Raw genomic sequence first — 15,575 nt, forward strand, 5'->3', positions numbered from 1 at the left:
GCCGGGATAGCGCTACGCCGGGGCTGGTGGATAGGCGCTCCACAACGCGGCTGATTTGAGACAGCCCACGGCAACGCTTTCGTGAGGCTTGACGTTCGTCGTGCGCGGCAAAGACGAGGACCGGCATGATCACCGATCTCTGGTACAAGAACGCGGTCATCTACTGCCTGTCGGTCGGCACCTTCATGGATGCCAACGGCGACGGCATCGGCGACTTCGCCGGGCTGGAACGGCGGCTCGACTACATCCAGGGATTGGGCGCCACCGCGATCTGGCTGATGCCGTTCCAGCCCTCGCCCAAGCGCGACGGCGGCTACGACATCTCGGACTATTACGGGGTCGACCCCGATTACGGCTCGCTCGGCGATTTCGTCGCCTTCGCGCACGCGGCCAAGCAGCGGGGCCTGCGGGTGCTGATCGACCTCGTCGTCAACCACACCTCCGACAAGCACCGCTGGTTCCAGTCGGCCCGCTCGGACCCGAACTCGCCCTACCGCGACTGGTACGTCTGGTCGAAGGAGCGCCCGGCCACAACCGATGAGGGCATGGTCTTCCCGGGCGTGCAGGAAACCACCTGGACCTACGACGAGAAGGCCGGCGCCTGGTACTTCCACCGCTTCTTCGACTTCCAGCCCGATCTCAACACCGCCAATCCCGAGGTGCTGGCCGAGATCCTGAAGATCATGGGCTTCTGGATCGAGCTCGGCGTCTCGGGCTTCCGCATGGATGCGGTGCCGTTCGTCATCGCCGAGAAGGGTGCCGATGTCGGCGGCAAGCCGCGCGAGCAATTCGACATGCTGCGCGATTTTCGCGAGTTCCTGCAATGGCGCAAGGGCGACGCGATCATCCTGGCCGAGGCCAACATCCTGCCGAAGCAGGATCTCGACTATTTCGGCGACGACGCCGACCGCATGCACATGATGTTCAACTTCCAGGTCAACCAATCGACCTTCTACGCCCTGGCCGCGCACGATGCGCGACCCCTGGTGAAAGCAATCGAGCGGACCAAGCCGCGCCCGCTCTCGTGCCAGTGGGGCATCTTCCTGCGCAACCACGACGAGTTGGACCTCGGCCGGCTCACCGAGAAGCAGCGCGAGGCGGTGTTCGCGGAGTTCGGCCCCGAGAAGCGGATGCAGCTCTACGACCGGGGCATCCGCCGCCGCTTCGCCCCGATGCTGGCCGGCGACCCGCGCCGGATCCGGCTCGCCTACTCGCTGATGTTCACCCTGCCGGGGACGCCGGTGCTGCGCTACGGCGACGAGATCGGCATGGGCGACGACCTCGCCCTGAAGGAGCGCGACTGCGCCCGCACGCCGATGCAATGGACCGCCGAGCACCAGGGCGGCTTCACCAAGGCGGAGCGCACGGTGCTGCCGCCGATCGATCACGGCCCCTACGGCTACGCCCATGTGAACGTCGCCGACCAGCGGCACGACCCGGGCTCGCTGCTGAACTGGATGCAGAGCCTGATCCGCCAGCGCAAGGAAGCGCCGGAGATCGGCTGGGGCGACGTGACCGCGGTCCCGACCGGGCTGAACTCAATCCTGGCGCTGCGCTACACGTGGCGCGGCAACGCCGTCCTGTGCGTGCACAACCTCGCATCCGAACCGGTCGAGGTCGCGCTCGAATCCGGCGCGGCCGAGCCGGAGCACGACATCCTGATCGACGTGCTGACCGGGTCGCGCAGCGAGGTCGGCCCCGACGGCAAGCACTGCCTGTTCCTCGAGGGCTACGGCTACCACTGGTTCCGGGTCGGCGGGCTCGACGCCCTCCTGAAGCGGACGCCGGGCTGACGGGCGGCGCCTCGCCCTGGCCCGGCCGGCGCGGTAAGGCTCGCCCGGGAGCGAGGTTGCACATGGTTCGGTCGAAGCATTACCCGTCGGACGCGACGATCGCGGACGTCCTGCCCAACCTCGAGGATGCCGAGGGCTATCTCCGGCAGGTGCTGGTGACGATGCGGATGTGCCAGAAGCATTATGGCGATGCCTGGGTGCGAATCGGCGTCACCGGCAAGGCGACCGCGCCCTCCTACCGGATCGACCGGCCGGACGCGTCCGCGACGCCCGCGGAGGACGGCGCGACCGAGGCCGGTTTCGCGATCTTCGGCGCCTATGGCGGGCGGTCCCACGACCGGTTCACCAAAGTGAACACCGCCGAGACCCGCTGGAGCAGCCGATCCCTCGGCATGGCCGAGATGCTGGCACTCCACGACAGCCTGCGCCGCCCGAAAGATGGATCGGCCTGACCGCGCCGCGATGGTGCCGCCCGGACGCTTCTGCGCTAGAACCGGACCGAGAGCGCCGGCGGCGGCGCAGCCAACTCGCGGAACCCCATGCCAGGAACGCCCCGCGCCGGGATCATCCCGGTCACGCCCTTCCAGCAGAACTGCACGCTGATCTGGGACGACGCCACCAAGGTCGGCGCGGTCGTCGATCCCGGGGGCGACCTCGACCGGATCGAGGCCGCCATCCGGGAGCAGGGCGTGCGGGTGGAGAAGATCCTGCTGACCCACGGCCATGTCGACCACGCCGCCGGTGCCGACGAGCTGCGCGAGCGCCTCGGCGTGCCGATCGAGGGGCCGCACCTCGCCGACAAGTTCCTGCTCGATTCCCTGCCGGAGACGGCGGCCAATTACGGGATCGGCGAGGGCAGGGCCGTGACCCCCGATCGCTGGCTCGACGACGGCGACGCCGTCACGGTGGGCGAGCTCGGCTTCGACATCCTCCATTGCCCGGGCCACTCGCCGGGCAGCGTCGTGTTCGTGAGCCGGGACGCGCGCTTCGCCCTGGTCGGCGACGTCGTGTTCAAGGGCTCGGTCGGCCGCACCGACCTGCCGGGCGGGAACCACGAGCAGCTGATCCGGGCGATCAAGGAGAAGGTCCTGCCGCTCGGCGACGACATCGCCTTCATCCCCGGCCACGGGCCGACCGGGACGCTCGGCGAAGAGCGCGTCTCCAACCCATTCCTTCAGGGCTGACAACATGGACAAGCGCCGCATCGGCCGCTCCGACCTCCGGGTCGCGCCCTTCTGCCTCGGCGGCAACGTCTTCGGCTGGACCGCCGACGAGGCCACCTCGTTCGCGATCCTCGACCGGTTCGTGGAGCGCGGCTTCGACTTCGTCGACACCGCCGACGTCTATTCGCGCTGGGCGCCCGGCCATCAGGGCGGCGAATCCGAGACGGTGATCGGAAAGTGGTTCGCGGCGCGACCGGGCGCGCGGGACAGGATCGTGCTGGCCACCAAGGTCGGCATGGATATGGGCGAGGCCGGCAAGGGGCTCTCGGCCCGGCATATCGAGGCGGCCTGCGAGGCGTCCCTGCGGCGGCTCCAGACCGACCGGATCGACCTCTACCAGTCGCATGTCGACGATGCGGAGGTGCCGCTGGAGGAGACGCTGCGGGCCTATGAGCGCCTGATCGCCGCCGGCAAGGTCCGGGCGATCGGCGCCTCGAACTACGACGCCCAGCGGCTCGCCGAAGCGCTGAAAGTCTCGGCCGCCTCGGGCCTGCCCCGCTACGAATGCCTTCAGCCGGATTACAGCCTCGCCGAGCGCGGCTTCGAGGCCGAGCTCGCCCCCCTGTGCCGGGCGGAAGAGATCGGCGTGATCGGCTATTTCTCCCTGGCCGCGGGCTTCCTCACCGGCAAGTACCGCTCCACGCAGGATGCGGCCGGACGGGCCCGGGAGAACCGGGTCGCGAAGTACCTCACCCCGCGCGGCCTGGCGCTGCTCGACGTCCTCGATTCGGTCGCCCGGGACCACGGCGCGACCCAGGCCCAGGTGGCGCTCGCCTGGATCATCGCCCAGCCGGGCATCACCGCACCGATCGCCAGCGCGACCTCGGTGGCGCAGCTCGACGACCTGCTCGGGGCCGCCGCGCTGACCCTGTCGGCGGACGCGATCGCCCGTTTGGACGCGGCCAGCGCGGGCGGAATCCAGGGCTAACGCGGCGTTAAGCGCCGGGCCTCAGAAAAGCGGGTGCACGGGTCCGGCGCGAGCCCGTAAAATCGTGCAATCTCAACGCGGAACCCCTATATCAGGCGGACCAAGCGAGAGCGCAGGCGTGGGCGCCCGACGGCGCGAGTCCCTCCGTCGCGAACTGGTCCGCCTGCCCGAGGAATTTCATGGCCGACATCCCCCCGAACGAGCCCGCCGAGTACGGCGCGGAATCGATCCGCGTGCTGAAGGGCCTCGACGCCGTCCGCAAGCGCCCCGGCATGTATATCGGCGACACCGACGACGGCTCGGGCCTCCACCACATGGTCTACGAGGTGGTGGACAACGCCATCGACGAGGCGCTGGCCGGCCATGCCGATCTCGTCACCGTCCAGCTCAACGCCGACGGCTCGGTCACCGTGTCCGATAACGGCCGCGGCATCCCGACCGACATCCACAAGGAGGAGGGCGTCTCGGCGGCCGAGGTCATCATGACCCAGCTGCATGCGGGCGGTAAGTTCGACCAGAATTCCTACAAGGTCTCCGGCGGCCTGCACGGCGTCGGCGTCTCCGTGGTCAATGCGCTCTCGTCCTGGCTGAAGCTCCGGATCTGGCGCAACGAGATGGAGCACGCCATGGAGTTTCGCCACGGCGATGCCGTGTCGCCGCTCAAGGTCGTGGGCCCCGGCAACGGACGGCGCGGCACGGAGGTGACCTTCCTGCCCTCCACCGACACCTTCACGATGATCGAGTTCGATTACGGCACGCTGGAGAAGCGGCTGCGCGAGCTCGCCTTCCTCAATTCCGGCGTGCGCATCGTGCTGACCGACGCGCGCCATGCCGAGCACAAGCGCGAGGAGCTGTACTACGAGGGCGGCATCGAGGCCTTCGTCCGCTACCTCGACCGCTCGCGCAAGCCGATCGAGGGCATGTCCAGCCCCGTGGTGGTCCGCGCCGAGCGTGAGGGCATCCGGGTCGAGGTCGCGTTCTGGTGGAACGACTCGTTCAACGAGACGGTCCTGCCGTTCACCAACAACATCCCGCAGCGCGACGGCGGCACGCATATGGCGGGCTTTCGGGCGGCGCTCACGCGGCAGATCACCGGCTACGCCGATTCGTCGGGCGTCTCGAAGCGCGAGAAGGTCTCGCTCACCGGCGAGGATTGCCGCGAGGGCCTGACCGCGGTCATCTCGGTGCAGGTGCCGGATCCGAAATTCTCTTCGCAGACCAAGGACAAGCTGGTCTCGTCCGAGGTCCGTCCCGCCGTGGAGAACGTCCTCAACGAGGGCCTGTCCACCTGGCTCGAGGAGAATCCGCAGCAGGCCCGCTCGGTGATGGGCAAGGTCGTGCTGGCGGCCTCCGCCCGCGAGGCCGCCCGCAAGGCCCGCGAGACCGTAACCCGCAAGGGGGCGCTGGACATCGCCTCGCTGCCCGGCAAGCTCGCCGACTGCCAGGAGCGCGACCCGTCGAAATGCGAGATCCTGCTGGTCGAGGGCGACTCGGCCGGCGGCTCGGCCAAGCAGGGCCGCGACCGGGCGTTCCAGGCGGTGCTGCCGCTGCGCGGCAAGATCCTCAACGTCGAGCGCGTGCGCGCCGACCGGATGCTGTCCTCGGTGGAGATCGGCACGCTGATCACGGCTTTGGGCGCTGGGATCGGCCGCTCGTCCACGGACCGCGAGGGCTTCAACCCCGAGAAGCTGCGCTACCACCGCATCATCATCATGACTGATGCCGACGTGGACGGCTCGCACATCCGCACCCTGCTGCTGACGTTCTTCTTCCGCCAGATGCCGGAGCTGATCGACCGCGGCCACCTCTACATCGCCCAGCCGCCGCTCTACAAAGCCGAGCGCGGGCGTAAGGCGATCTACCTCAAGGACGAGCGCGCCCTCGAGGATTACCTGATCGACCAGGGCACCGACGGGGCGATCCTGCGGCTCTCGACCGGCGCCGAGTTCACCGGCCCGCAGCTGAAGAGCCTGGTCGAGGAGGCGCGCGGCTTCCGCAACGTGCTCCAGGGCCTGCACACCCGATACGACCGCTCCGTGGTCGAGCAGGCGGTGCTGGCCGGTGCGTTCGACGCCGAGGCGGCCACGCGGCCCGGCGAGGCCGAGGTGCTGGCCGACATGACCGCGCGCCGCCTCGACCTGATCGCCGACGAGATCGAGCAGGGCTGGCAGGGCGAATCCCACGAGGGCGGCTATCGCCTCACCCGGACGCTCCGCGGCGTGAAGCAGGTCGCCACCCTGGATGCCAGCCTGATCTCGTCCCAGGAGGCCCGGCGCTTGTCCGAGCGCGCCGATGCGTTTCGCGAGATCTACGGCGAGCCCGCCACGCTGATGCGTAAGACCGACGAGACCGTGCTGCACGGGCCCGTCGCCCTGTTCGAGGCGGTGATGGCCTTCGGCCGCAAGGGTCTCCAGCTTCAGCGCTACAAGGGCCTGGGCGAGATGACCGCCCAGCAGCTCTGGGAGACGACGCTGGACCGCGAGGTGCGCTCGCTGCTGCAGGTGAAGGTTAAGGACACGACCGACGCCGACGACCTGTTCGTCAAGCTGATGGGCGACGTGGTCGAGCCGCGGCGCGAGTTCATCCAGGACAACGCGCTGAGCGTCGCCAACCTGGACGTGTAGCGCCCGCTACGTGTAATTTCTCAGTAAAACATATCCCGGGAAGCGAGTTATGTGGACCGATTTACTGAGAAGCCTGACCTCGCCGGCATATCGGCCGGTTTTCAGGCCGGTAGAGCATTGATTCAGAGATGCTCTCCGCTGTCAACATCGAGCTTTCGTCAGTGCCCTTTGGTGACCGAGATCCAACGCTTCGGGGATGGTTACCTGCTGAGCGCCATGGCCGCCGAAGCCGTCGGGGTACGGACCGCTTAGGTTCGGAGTGGGTAAGGAAGACGGGGTTCCATCCGGCGTTGGTCGTCGCGGCGGGTGCCAGAGCGGGCAAACACCCTCGCAACGTCGACCGGGCGTCGGAGGAGGCCCAAGCCCTCATGGGGCCGCCCCCCTTCGGTTATGATTAAGCCGCCCGGCTCCTGAAAGGACTGCCTCATTGTAAGTGCTGGCGCTCAGAACAGCATCCAGCCGGTCCTGCAACCGCTCCGGCAGTACGGACTCTCAGTCCACCATCGCGGGCGTACCGACCAAGCCGACGATGGCAGCTACGGCCGCCTCACACTCGCCGGCGTCCATCTCCGTAACCTTGGCGTAGATGTCCGGCGAGCGTGGAAGACCCTTCATCCCCGCGATGCCCGATACCTGAGCGGGGGCGAACGTGGCTTGGGTAGCAAGGTCGCCGTCCTCCAGGGCGAGCATCGGGATGGACGAGTAGAGATCGTCGAGCCTCAACTCGACCCCGATGGCCGCTAGCCGGAGGACGGCGTTGGTCCTTGTTGGACTTCGTAGTGCCATCCGTCTCCCTGACGGTGAAAGAAATCAACCCGGCGCTGGTCCTGCGCGACAAGGACGAAATGCATGAGGTCCGGCAGCGTCTGGTATTCGAGCCATTTCCCGCCGCGGTCGTACCGTCAGGTCATCGAGGGGCCGGGTCAAGGCATCGTGGGCGATGGAGCCGCCGACCAGCATGCGGATTACCTGCCCGTCGATGTACTCCAGCCGCTCCCCTTCCTCCGCCGCTTCGCAAAGGCGTTCGTACTCATCCAGCCCGATGAAGTCGTCGCGTAACGCAGCGGGCATGCTATGGCCCTAGAGGTTCCCCCTCCTCATACGCTTGGACGTGGCGATCCGGAAGCTGCGGGCAAGGCACGGTGGCCGTTCGGCGCTCGCACGGGAACGTCCGGGTCACCGCGACGCCTGCGCTCCCTCTGTCGGATGCCGACCGGCCCTTTGCGGGAGGAGGACGATGAGCGCGACGATGAAGGCCCCGATCACGGCGGAGGCGAGCGGCCGGCTCAGGTTCAGCCCGCCGTCGGCGACCGGCTTGTCGAGGAAATCGCCCACCGTGGCCCCGAGCGGGCGGGTCAGGATGAACGCCGCCCAGAAGAGCGTGACCCGTGAAACGGAGGTCCGGTAGTACAGGGCGATGACGACCGCGAGCGCCGCCGCGAAGACGAGGGCGCCACCCTCGTAGCCGAGGCCGCCGGTGTCCGCGAGCCAGTCGCCGAGCGCGGTGCCCAACGTCTGCGAGAAGGTGATCGCCCCCCAATAGAACGCCTCGACCCGCGGGGTCGAAACCGTGTCCACCGACACGGTGCCCTCGGTCGCATACCAGAGCCCGAGCACGGCCGCGAGGCAGGCGAGGAGCAGGGTCGATCCGCCGGTGTATCCGATGCCGAGCGAGCGGTCGGCGAAGTCCGCCATCGTCGTACCGAAGGTGGTCGAGGCGACGATCGTGGACCAGTACAGGACCGGGTGGAACCGCTTCGACATGATCTGGGCGACCACGAGCCCGACCAGCAGCACGGCGAACAGGGCGGTGCCGGCGAGATAGCCCCAATCGAGGGTCATGGTGACGGTGTCGCCGCCGGTCTCCCCGAGCGTGGTGGCCAGGATCTTGACGATCCAGAAGCCCAGCGTGACCTCGGGTACCTTGCTCAGGGCGCGTTCGTAACGGTCGTCCATCGGACCTGCTCCTTCTTCGAGGGGAAACCTGACGGCGCGTCGGCGCAGGCCGCCCGGCGACCGGCACGCTGCGGGATGAGGAGGACGAGCCCGACCATGACGATCGCGAGGACGCCGGAGATCGTGATGTCGTCGATGCCCAGGCCGCCGGAAGCGACCGGCTTGTCGAGCGAGTTGGCGAGGGTGGCGCCGAGCGGCCGCGTCAGGACGAACGCCGTCCAGAACAGCATCGGCCTGGAAACGCGCGTACGCAGATGGAGGGCCGTGACCACGGCCAGCGCGACGAGGATGAGGAGCGCGCTCCCGTTGTACCCGAGCCCGCTGCTGTCGGCCATCCAGTCGCCCAACGCGGTGCCGAGCGTCTGGGAGAACATGACCGTGGCCCAATAGAAACCTTCGGCCCGCGGGGACCGCACCGTCTCCACGGCGACCGTGCCGAGCGTGCGCTTCCACAGGATCAGGGTCGCGACGACCGATCCGAGCAGCACCAGGGACCCGCCCGCGTAGCCGATGCCGAGGGACCGGTCGCAGAAGTCGGCGAGGGTCGTGCCTGCGAGCGTCGTCGCGGTGACCACGGCCCAGTACAGGAGCGGCTGGAAGCGGTCCGCCCGGACCTGTGCGGCGAGCAGCACCGCCAGGGCGGCCCCGAAGATCGCCGTGCCGGCGAGATAGCCGAGGCCGAGCGTCAACGTGACGGCGTTGCCGCCGACCTCGCCCAGGGTCGTGGCCACGATCTTGATGGCCCAGAACCCGGCGGTGGCTTCAGGCACCTTGGCGGGTTCGACGTGTCCGGGTCGCTCGGTCGGTTGCATCGGGCTGCCGTGGGAAAGCGAGTGCCGGCTCAGGCGGTGTGGGTCTGGTCGATGATGGCGAGCAGGTCGTCGACCGCGCGACGGCAGGCGGCCGGATCGGGGTTCGACGCCCGCAGCGCGTCGAGGGCGCGGTCGATGGCCTTGTCCACGACGTGCCAGTCGGCGGCGGCTCGCGGCTTCAGGCCGGCCTCGGACGCGTCCCAGGACAATTCCAGGTCCTTAATGTGCGTCTTGGCGGCGGCGAGGTCGCCCCGGTCGGTCATCGCCTTCACGTCGACGACGATGGACCGGAACTTGGAGAGGTCGCCAAGCTTCGAGGCCGCCATCGCCTTGGGCGTCGCTCCGACAGCGGCGTCCTGCATCGCCAGCAGGCCCAGGGGGGCGGCCGTGGCACCGATGACCGTCGCGGCGATGGCGGCGAGGAGGATGTTTCGCATGGTCGTTCGCTCCGTGTCGTGCGGCGTTGGAAGGACTGGAGGATGGGGATGCGGGAGGCGGCGGACGGTCAGGCCCGCCGCTGTCCGGCCGGCTCGCCAGGGCGTCCGGAGACGAGGCTCAGGGACGTCACCAGGGCGACGATGACGGCGAAGAAGGCGAGGCTGGTGGAGGCCGTGCCGAAGCCGAGGCCGCCGTATTCCCGTGCCTGCGACAGCAGATCGCCCAGCGATGCGCCGAGGGGGCGCGTGACGATGTAGGCGAGCCAGAAGGTCGTCACCGGGTTCGCGCCGAGGCGCCAGGCGAGGGCGAGGGCGGCCAGGATCGTGCCGAAGATGACGACGCCGAGATTGAAGCCGAGCCCCAGCGCCTCCGTGGCCAGGTCGCCCGCGGCCGTGCCGAGCGCGAAGGTCAGGAGGATGGCGAGCCAGTAGAACGCCTCGCGGCGTCGGGTCACGATGGCGTGGATCGAGAGCGTCCGCTCGGTCGCGTACCAGAGGGCGAACACGGCGGCGAGGGCGGTCGCGAACACGCCGGTGCTGACGAAGAGGCTCACGCCGAGCTTGTCGGTCAGGATGTCGGTGACCTGCGTGCCGACCACGCTGACGAGGACGACGGTCGACCAATAGGTCCAGGGCACGTAGCGCCGCTCGCGCACCTGCAGGGCGAGGACGGCCGCGAGGAGGCCGGCCGTGACGGTGGCGGTGACGGCGGCACCCAGGCCGACGTTCACCGCGAGGTAGTCCGCGCCGGTCTCGCCGACGGTCGTGGACAGGATCTTGATGACCCAGAAGGCCGCGGAGACCTCCGGTACCTTGTTCAAGACCTGGCGCTGGATCTCGCTCATCCCCGTCTCCCGTCCGTCATGGTCGGGCACGGTGATAGCGAGCCAGAATGAGGGCAGAATGAGCTTCGTCCAAAGGAGCCGCAGGCTCGGCCTCAGGCCGGCAGTCTGACGGTTGCGAGGGTCCCCTGCCCGTCACGTCGGTTTTCGACCGTCAGGCCGAGGTCGTTGCGCTCCGCGATGCGGCGGGCGATGGCGAGCCCGAGCCCTGTGCCTTCGACTTCCGGTGGCGCGGCCCGGAAGAAGCGGTCGAACAGGCGGCCCTCGCTTCCCGGCGGCAGCCCGCAGCCGGTGTCCCGAACCGTGACGACGCACGCACCGTCCCGGTTCAGCAGACGGACGTCGACCTGGCCTCCGGACGGCGTGTAGCGCAGGGCGTTGTCGACGAGGTTGGCGAACAGGACGCGGACCTCGTCCTCCGACGCGTGAAGCGTCGCGGGTGTCTCGATATGCACGCCCAGGTCGATGTCCTTGCGCTCGGCGAGCACGACGTGGTCGGCGACGCAGTCGAGCAGGAGCTGGCCGAGGTCGACGGATGCAGGACGCGCCTCGGCACCGTCGTCGAGCCGGGCGAGACGGAGCAGTTGATCCACCAGCCGGTTCGCCCTCCGGAGGCCGTCCGCCAGCGCCGTACGCCGCGCGTCGCTCCCGCCACCGGCAGGCCCGCCGAGGGAGTCGAGTTGGATCTGCATCGCGGCGAGCGGCGTACGCAGTTCGTGCGCCGCGTCGGCGACGAACCGCTTCTGGGCGGCCAGAGCGGCCTGCAGGCGAAGGATGAGCCCGTTCATGGCCTCGACGAGGGGCGCCACCTCCGTCGGCACGCCGCGCGTCGGCAAGGGGCCTTGGGCGGCGGCGCCGCGCCCGGCGAGGTCATGCACCAAGCCGTCGAGCCGCCCGAGCGCCCGGTTCATCGCCCAGCCGACGACGATCCACGACAGCGGGACGAGGAGCAGCAGGGGGGCCACGGCACCGAGCGCCGCATTGCGTGCGAACTCCGCCCTCACGACGTCGCGCTGGGCGACCCGGACCGTCGTTGTGCCGTTGGCGGTCGTGTATGTGCGCCAGAGCTCGCCGCCCATGACGACGTTCGCATATCCCGTGCGGCCGGGGTGGCGGACGTCGACGCCGCGGTCGTCGCGCAGGACCTGCCCGTCCTTCCAGATGGTGACGGCGAGTTGGTCCTCCGGGTCCTGGTCGGCGGCGGGCGGCGCGTCCGCGTCCGTTAGCCCGGGACCGGCGTTGAGGGCGACTTGCCGCAACTGCCCGTCGAGGAAATCGGCCGCCTCGATCCGCGCGAGGGCATAGGCCGCGACCATCGCGGCCAAGCCGATTCCGGCGAGCAGGGCGGTCATCCAGACGAGCGTCGTGCGGCGCAGGGAGGCGGCCCTCATGGCTTGGGTACCATCCAGCCCGCGCCGCGGACATTCAGGATCACGCCCTTGCCGACCTTTCGACGGACCGTGAGGATCAGGGCGTCCACCGCGTTGCTCTCGACCTCCTCGCCCCACCCGTAGATGCGTTCCTCGATCTGCGCACGAGAGAGGATGCGCCCCGGTCGCTCCATCAGGGCGTGCATGAGGGCGTATTCGCGCGCCGACAGGACCGCGACGGTCCCGGCGTGGGACAGGACGTGGCTTTCCGTGTCGAGTTCGGTCTCGGCGGCCACGAGCCGCGCGCTCGCCCGCCCGGCCCGACGGCGCAGGATGGCCCGCATCCTGGCGAGCAGCTCGCGCATCTCGAACGGCTTGACCAGGTAATCGTCCGCCCCGAGGTCGAGGCCTGCGACGCGGCTTTCGAGGCCGTCCCGCGCCGTGATGATGAGCACCGACGTGTCGATCCCGGCCGCCCGGGCGGATCGAAGCACCCGAAGTCCGTCCCCGCCCGGCAGGCCGAGGTCGAGCAGCGCGAGCGCGTGGCTGCCGTTGAGCAGGGCCGTCTCGGCCTCGCCGCCGTCGCGGACCCAATCGACGGAATAGCCCTCGGCCGAGAGGCCGTTCGACAGCCCTTCGCCGATCATCCGGTCGTCCTCGATCAACAGCACGCGCATCGGTCGGTCCGTCCGGTTTCGAGCCCTCGCCCTGGACTGCGCCGCGACGCATCCCTTCCCGCCGGCTTCATCCTCGATAGGCGACGAGCACGGCCCCGGCGGCGATGAGGGCGACGCCGAGCCAATTCGGTGGAGATAGACGTTCGCCGAGGAAGACGACCCCGAAGACGGCCACCAGCACGACGCTGAGCTTGTCGACCGGGGCCACGCGGCTGGCCTCGCCGAGCTTGAGGGCGCGGAAGTAGCAGATCCATGAGCCGCCGGTGGCGAGGCCCGAGAGCACCAGGAACACGTAGGTCCTGGCCGAGACCGACCCGACCGGTACCCACTGGCCCGTGCCGACCAGGATGGCGCCGAGGGCGCAGAGTATGACGACCGTGCGGATGAAGGTGGCGAAGTCGGAATTGACGTTCTCGATGCCGACCTTGGCGAAGATCGCGGTCAACGCCGCGAAGGCGGCAGAAAGCAGCGCCCACAGCTGCCAGGATCCGAGCAACGTCCTCATGCCGTGTTCCCCTCGATGCGGACCTGCCGCGACGCAATCCTCACGGCCCCCGACAGACCATCGGATGAGGGATGTCCGGCACCCGACGCCCCCCCCTGAGCGTCGCCGTTCCAACGCTCGCCGTGTGGTTCCTAATTCGCCCTGGACGGCCATTGCCGATGCAGGTCGTCGATGACGAAAGCATGCTCGTGCCGGCCCTGACCGATCCCCCGCACGTGGGGGTGGGACGGGTCGAGGTCCGCGTGGGCATGTGCGACGACGTCCGGGTCGGATGCAGGCCAAAGCATGGCCGCCGCCGCGACGCCCGCGACGGTCAGGGCGCCGAGTGCCGCCAGGGTCGCGGGCATCCCGACGGCAGCGCCGAGGCAGCCCGCCAGCGGGTAAGTGAGGAGCCACGACGCGTGCGAGAGCGCGAACTGGGCGGCGGAGTAGCCGATCCCAAGGACGAGCCAGGTCCCGAGCAGTACGGGCCAGCCGATGGCCCCGCACCAGGTCAGGGCAGCGACCCCGACGAGGACGACTCCGAGGAAGGCCGCGGACGGCAGCATCACACCCCTGTCGGACAGGCGGTCCAGGACCCGCGGTAGGACCAGGGCGGCGGCCATCGAGCCCGCGCCGAAGGGTCCAAGGGCAAGGGCGACGTCGTGCTGGGGGCGTCCGAGCAGGGCCTGGACGATTACCACGGTATTGACGATGACCATGGCGCCGGCCGCCGCGACGGCGAAATTCAGGGCGAGCAACCCGCGCAGGCGCGGTGTCGCCAGGAAGATCCGCCATGCCCAGTTGGCACTCGATACGGAGACGCCTAAGCCTCAGTGACGGGCCGGGCACCGAGCACAGAAAAGGCGACAGGCGCGTCAGGTCCGCGGGACCTCTGCTCTCCGTCACCAACACTCGATAACTGATAAATGGTCTCATCGGATTTCAACCAAGAGATCTACGCAAATCTTGGACGAATGCCTTCGCGAGCGCCGGCGCCTCGGCCACCACCTCTTCGTAGAACTTGGTCCCCACGGGGCCTGCCTGGGAATAATCCGGGGGCAACTCACCGATTGTCGCCGCGATCTCTGCGAAAACCTCTTCCCGTTCAGGTGCTGAAAGTTTTTGCATGAGAAGGGTCATCATGGCGATGGTCGATGTTCTCACAACCGCAAGCATCGCCGTTGTCGTCACGGCAAAATGGTGCGTTTGTAGATCATTCATTGAAAACACCTTGCATAGTCAAGCATCATTACTCAGGCATCACTTCCTGAGGTGCTTGAAGTATTGGAGAAACAATACGGCCAGAGGCAATCCGATACAGATCGCTATCATCATTCGATCCGCGGCTTTGCGGACGTATGGCCTGACCCGTCGCTTGCGCCGAGGATTTGGCGCCCACTCGGTCTGCAGCCGCGCCGATTTCTTACTCATGCCGGATGCTCGCCGTCACACGGGCAGGCGCGCGGCCTCGGCCGAAAGCGCCTCGTCCTCGACCTGGACGGTGACGTGCTCGATGCCGTGTCGCTCCTTCACCAGACGCCGGACCGCGCGGATGAGGTCGGGTCCGGCGGCGACGTCGTCCATGACCACGTGGCCGCTCATCGCGTCGAAGCCGGAGGTCAGCGTCCAGGCATGAAGGTCGTAGGCGCGCCGCACGCCAGGCATCGCCTCGATCTCCGTTCGTAGCGCGGCAAGATCGACACCCAGAGGCGTTCCCTCCAGCAGGATGTGAAGCGCCTCGCTCAACAGGCGCCAGGTGCGCGGCACGATGAACAGGCCGATGCCGGCGCCGACCAGCGGATCGACCCATCGCCAGCCCGTCGCCATCACCACGAGGGCCGCAGCGATGACGCCGACCGAACCCAGCATGTCGGAGAAGACCTCGAAGTAGGCGCCCTTGACGTTGAGGCTTTCCGACGATCCGCCCGCGAGGAGCCTCATGCTGGCGAGGTTCACCCCGAGGCCGACGAACGCGACCAGCATCATCGGCCAGCCGAGGATCTCGGTCGGCTCGAAGAAGCGCCGGTAGGCCTCGTACAGGATGTAGGCCGTCACCCCGAGCAGCACGACGGCGTTGGCGAGGGCCGCCAGGATCTCGAAGCGCATGTAGCCGAAGCTCTTGCCCGGCGACGGCGCCTTGGCCGCGTAGTGGATGGCGAGCAGCGACAGCGCGAGGCCGCCGGCATCCGTGACCATGTGGGCGGCATCGGCCAGCAGCGCGAGGCTGCCGGTGAGCAGGCCGCCGACGACCTCCGCGGCCATGTAGGTCAGCGTCAGGGCGAGCGCCCAGGCTAGGCGCCCCTTGTTCCTGCCCGCCGCCGAGCCCGCGGGTATGCCGCCGCCGTGCGAATGCCCGTGGCCGCCGCCGTGCGCGTGTCCGTGTCCCATGTCGCTCCCAGTCTTTCGTTGCCGTCCCGGACCGGCCG

Annotated in this window: 17 protein-coding genes; 6 read left to right on the forward strand and 11 right to left on the reverse strand. The window is 68.7% G+C overall.

The features are described 5' to 3' along the window. Nucleotides 1-125: 125 nt before the first annotated feature. The 5 genes from WYO_RS15035 (at nt 126) to gyrB (ending at nt 6,568) form a co-directional block, all read left to right on the forward strand. Nucleotides 126-1,793, forward strand: a complete 1,668-nt coding sequence (locus tag WYO_RS15035; protein WP_007563899.1) for an alpha-amylase family protein — start codon at nt 126-128, stop codon at nt 1,791-1,793. A 62-nt stretch (nt 1,794-1,855) separates the two neighbouring features. Beyond that, nucleotides 1,856-2,245: a hypothetical protein gene (locus WYO_RS15040; protein WP_007563901.1), complete on the forward strand. Its 390-nt coding sequence runs from the start codon at nt 1,856-1,858 to the stop codon at nt 2,243-2,245. 87 nt (nt 2,246-2,332) lie between these two features. Then, on the forward strand, nt 2,333-2,977 hold the full coding sequence (locus WYO_RS15045; RefSeq protein WP_007563903.1) for an MBL fold metallo-hydrolase: 645 nt from the start codon (nt 2,333-2,335) through the stop codon (nt 2,975-2,977). Between the two features lie 4 nt (nt 2,978-2,981). Next, entirely contained in the window at nt 2,982-3,944 is a 963-nt protein-coding gene (locus tag WYO_RS15050; protein ID WP_007563905.1) for an aldo/keto reductase, read from the forward strand. A gap of 179 nt (nt 3,945-4,123) precedes the next feature. Continuing rightward, on the forward strand, nt 4,124-6,568 hold the full coding sequence (gyrB, locus tag WYO_RS15055; protein ID WP_007563907.1) for a DNA topoisomerase (ATP-hydrolyzing) subunit B: 2,445 nt from the start codon (nt 4,124-4,126) through the stop codon (nt 6,566-6,568). 492 nt (nt 6,569-7,060) lie between these two features. Here the strand turns inward: gyrB and WYO_RS15060 are convergent, their stop codons facing one another. Continuing rightward, on the reverse strand, nt 7,061-7,291 hold the full coding sequence (locus WYO_RS15060) for a hypothetical protein (protein ID WP_128755006.1): 231 nt from the start codon (nt 7,289-7,291) through the stop codon (nt 7,061-7,063). A gap of 126 nt (nt 7,292-7,417) precedes the next feature. Between WYO_RS15060 and WYO_RS15065 the strand changes: the two genes are divergently transcribed. After that, on the forward strand, nt 7,418-7,627 hold the full coding sequence (locus tag WYO_RS15065; protein WP_007563911.1) for a hypothetical protein: 210 nt from the start codon (nt 7,418-7,420) through the stop codon (nt 7,625-7,627). Nucleotides 7,628-7,744: 117 nt separating this feature from the next. On the opposite strand, the gene WYO_RS15070 is transcribed toward WYO_RS15065, so the two are convergent. The 10 genes from WYO_RS15070 to WYO_RS15110 form a co-directional block, all read right to left on the reverse strand. Continuing rightward, on the reverse strand, nt 7,745-8,524 hold the full coding sequence (locus WYO_RS15070; RefSeq protein WP_007563913.1) for a hypothetical protein: 780 nt from the start codon (nt 8,522-8,524) through the stop codon (nt 7,745-7,747). After that, entirely contained in the window at nt 8,497-9,336 is an 840-nt protein-coding gene (locus WYO_RS15075; RefSeq protein WP_007563915.1) for a hypothetical protein, read from the reverse strand. The genes WYO_RS15070 and WYO_RS15075 overlap by 28 nt, the downstream gene beginning before the upstream one ends. 29 nt (nt 9,337-9,365) lie before the next feature. Beyond that, the gene (locus WYO_RS15080) at nt 9,366-9,773 is read right to left on the reverse strand and encodes a hypothetical protein (RefSeq protein WP_007563917.1); all 408 of its coding nucleotides are present in this window, start codon (nt 9,771-9,773) and stop codon (nt 9,366-9,368) included. 68 nt (nt 9,774-9,841) lie between these two features. After that, nucleotides 9,842-10,618, reverse strand: coding sequence for a membrane protein (locus WYO_RS15085; RefSeq protein ID WP_007563919.1), 777 nt, complete (start codon nt 10,616-10,618; stop codon nt 9,842-9,844). 92 nt (nt 10,619-10,710) lie between these two features. After that, the gene (locus WYO_RS15090) at nt 10,711-11,967 is read right to left on the reverse strand and encodes an ATP-binding protein (RefSeq protein WP_244424176.1); all 1,257 of its coding nucleotides are present in this window, start codon (nt 11,965-11,967) and stop codon (nt 10,711-10,713) included. 35 nt (nt 11,968-12,002) lie between these two features. Further along, a complete protein-coding gene (locus WYO_RS15095) occupies nt 12,003-12,662 on the reverse strand; it encodes a response regulator transcription factor (RefSeq protein ID WP_007563923.1) in 660 nt (219 codons plus the stop codon). A 67-nt stretch (nt 12,663-12,729) separates the two neighbouring features. Next, nucleotides 12,730-13,167 (reverse strand): EamA family transporter, encoded by a 438-nt coding sequence (locus WYO_RS15100; protein WP_007563925.1) that lies wholly within the window; start codon nt 13,165-13,167, stop codon nt 12,730-12,732. 131 nt (nt 13,168-13,298) lie between these two features. Beyond that, nucleotides 13,299-13,907 carry a permease of the major facilitator superfamily gene (locus WYO_RS15105; RefSeq protein WP_007563927.1) on the reverse strand — a complete coding sequence of 203 codons (609 nt, stop codon included), beginning with the start codon at nt 13,905-13,907 and terminating at the stop codon, nt 13,299-13,301. Between the two features lie 184 nt (nt 13,908-14,091). Further along, nucleotides 14,092-14,370 carry a hypothetical protein gene (locus WYO_RS30920; RefSeq protein ID WP_007563929.1) on the reverse strand — a complete coding sequence of 93 codons (279 nt, stop codon included), beginning with the start codon at nt 14,368-14,370 and terminating at the stop codon, nt 14,092-14,094. Nucleotides 14,371-14,595: 225 nt separating this feature from the next. After that, nucleotides 14,596-15,537 carry a cation diffusion facilitator family transporter gene (locus WYO_RS15110; RefSeq protein ID WP_007563931.1) on the reverse strand — a complete coding sequence of 314 codons (942 nt, stop codon included), beginning with the start codon at nt 15,535-15,537 and terminating at the stop codon, nt 14,596-14,598. Between the last annotated feature and the right edge of the window lie 38 nt (nt 15,538-15,575).

This window comes from Methylobacterium sp. GXF4, from assembly GCF_000272495.1.
Taxonomy (GTDB): Bacteria; Pseudomonadota; Alphaproteobacteria; order Rhizobiales; family Beijerinckiaceae; genus Methylobacterium; species Methylobacterium brachiatum.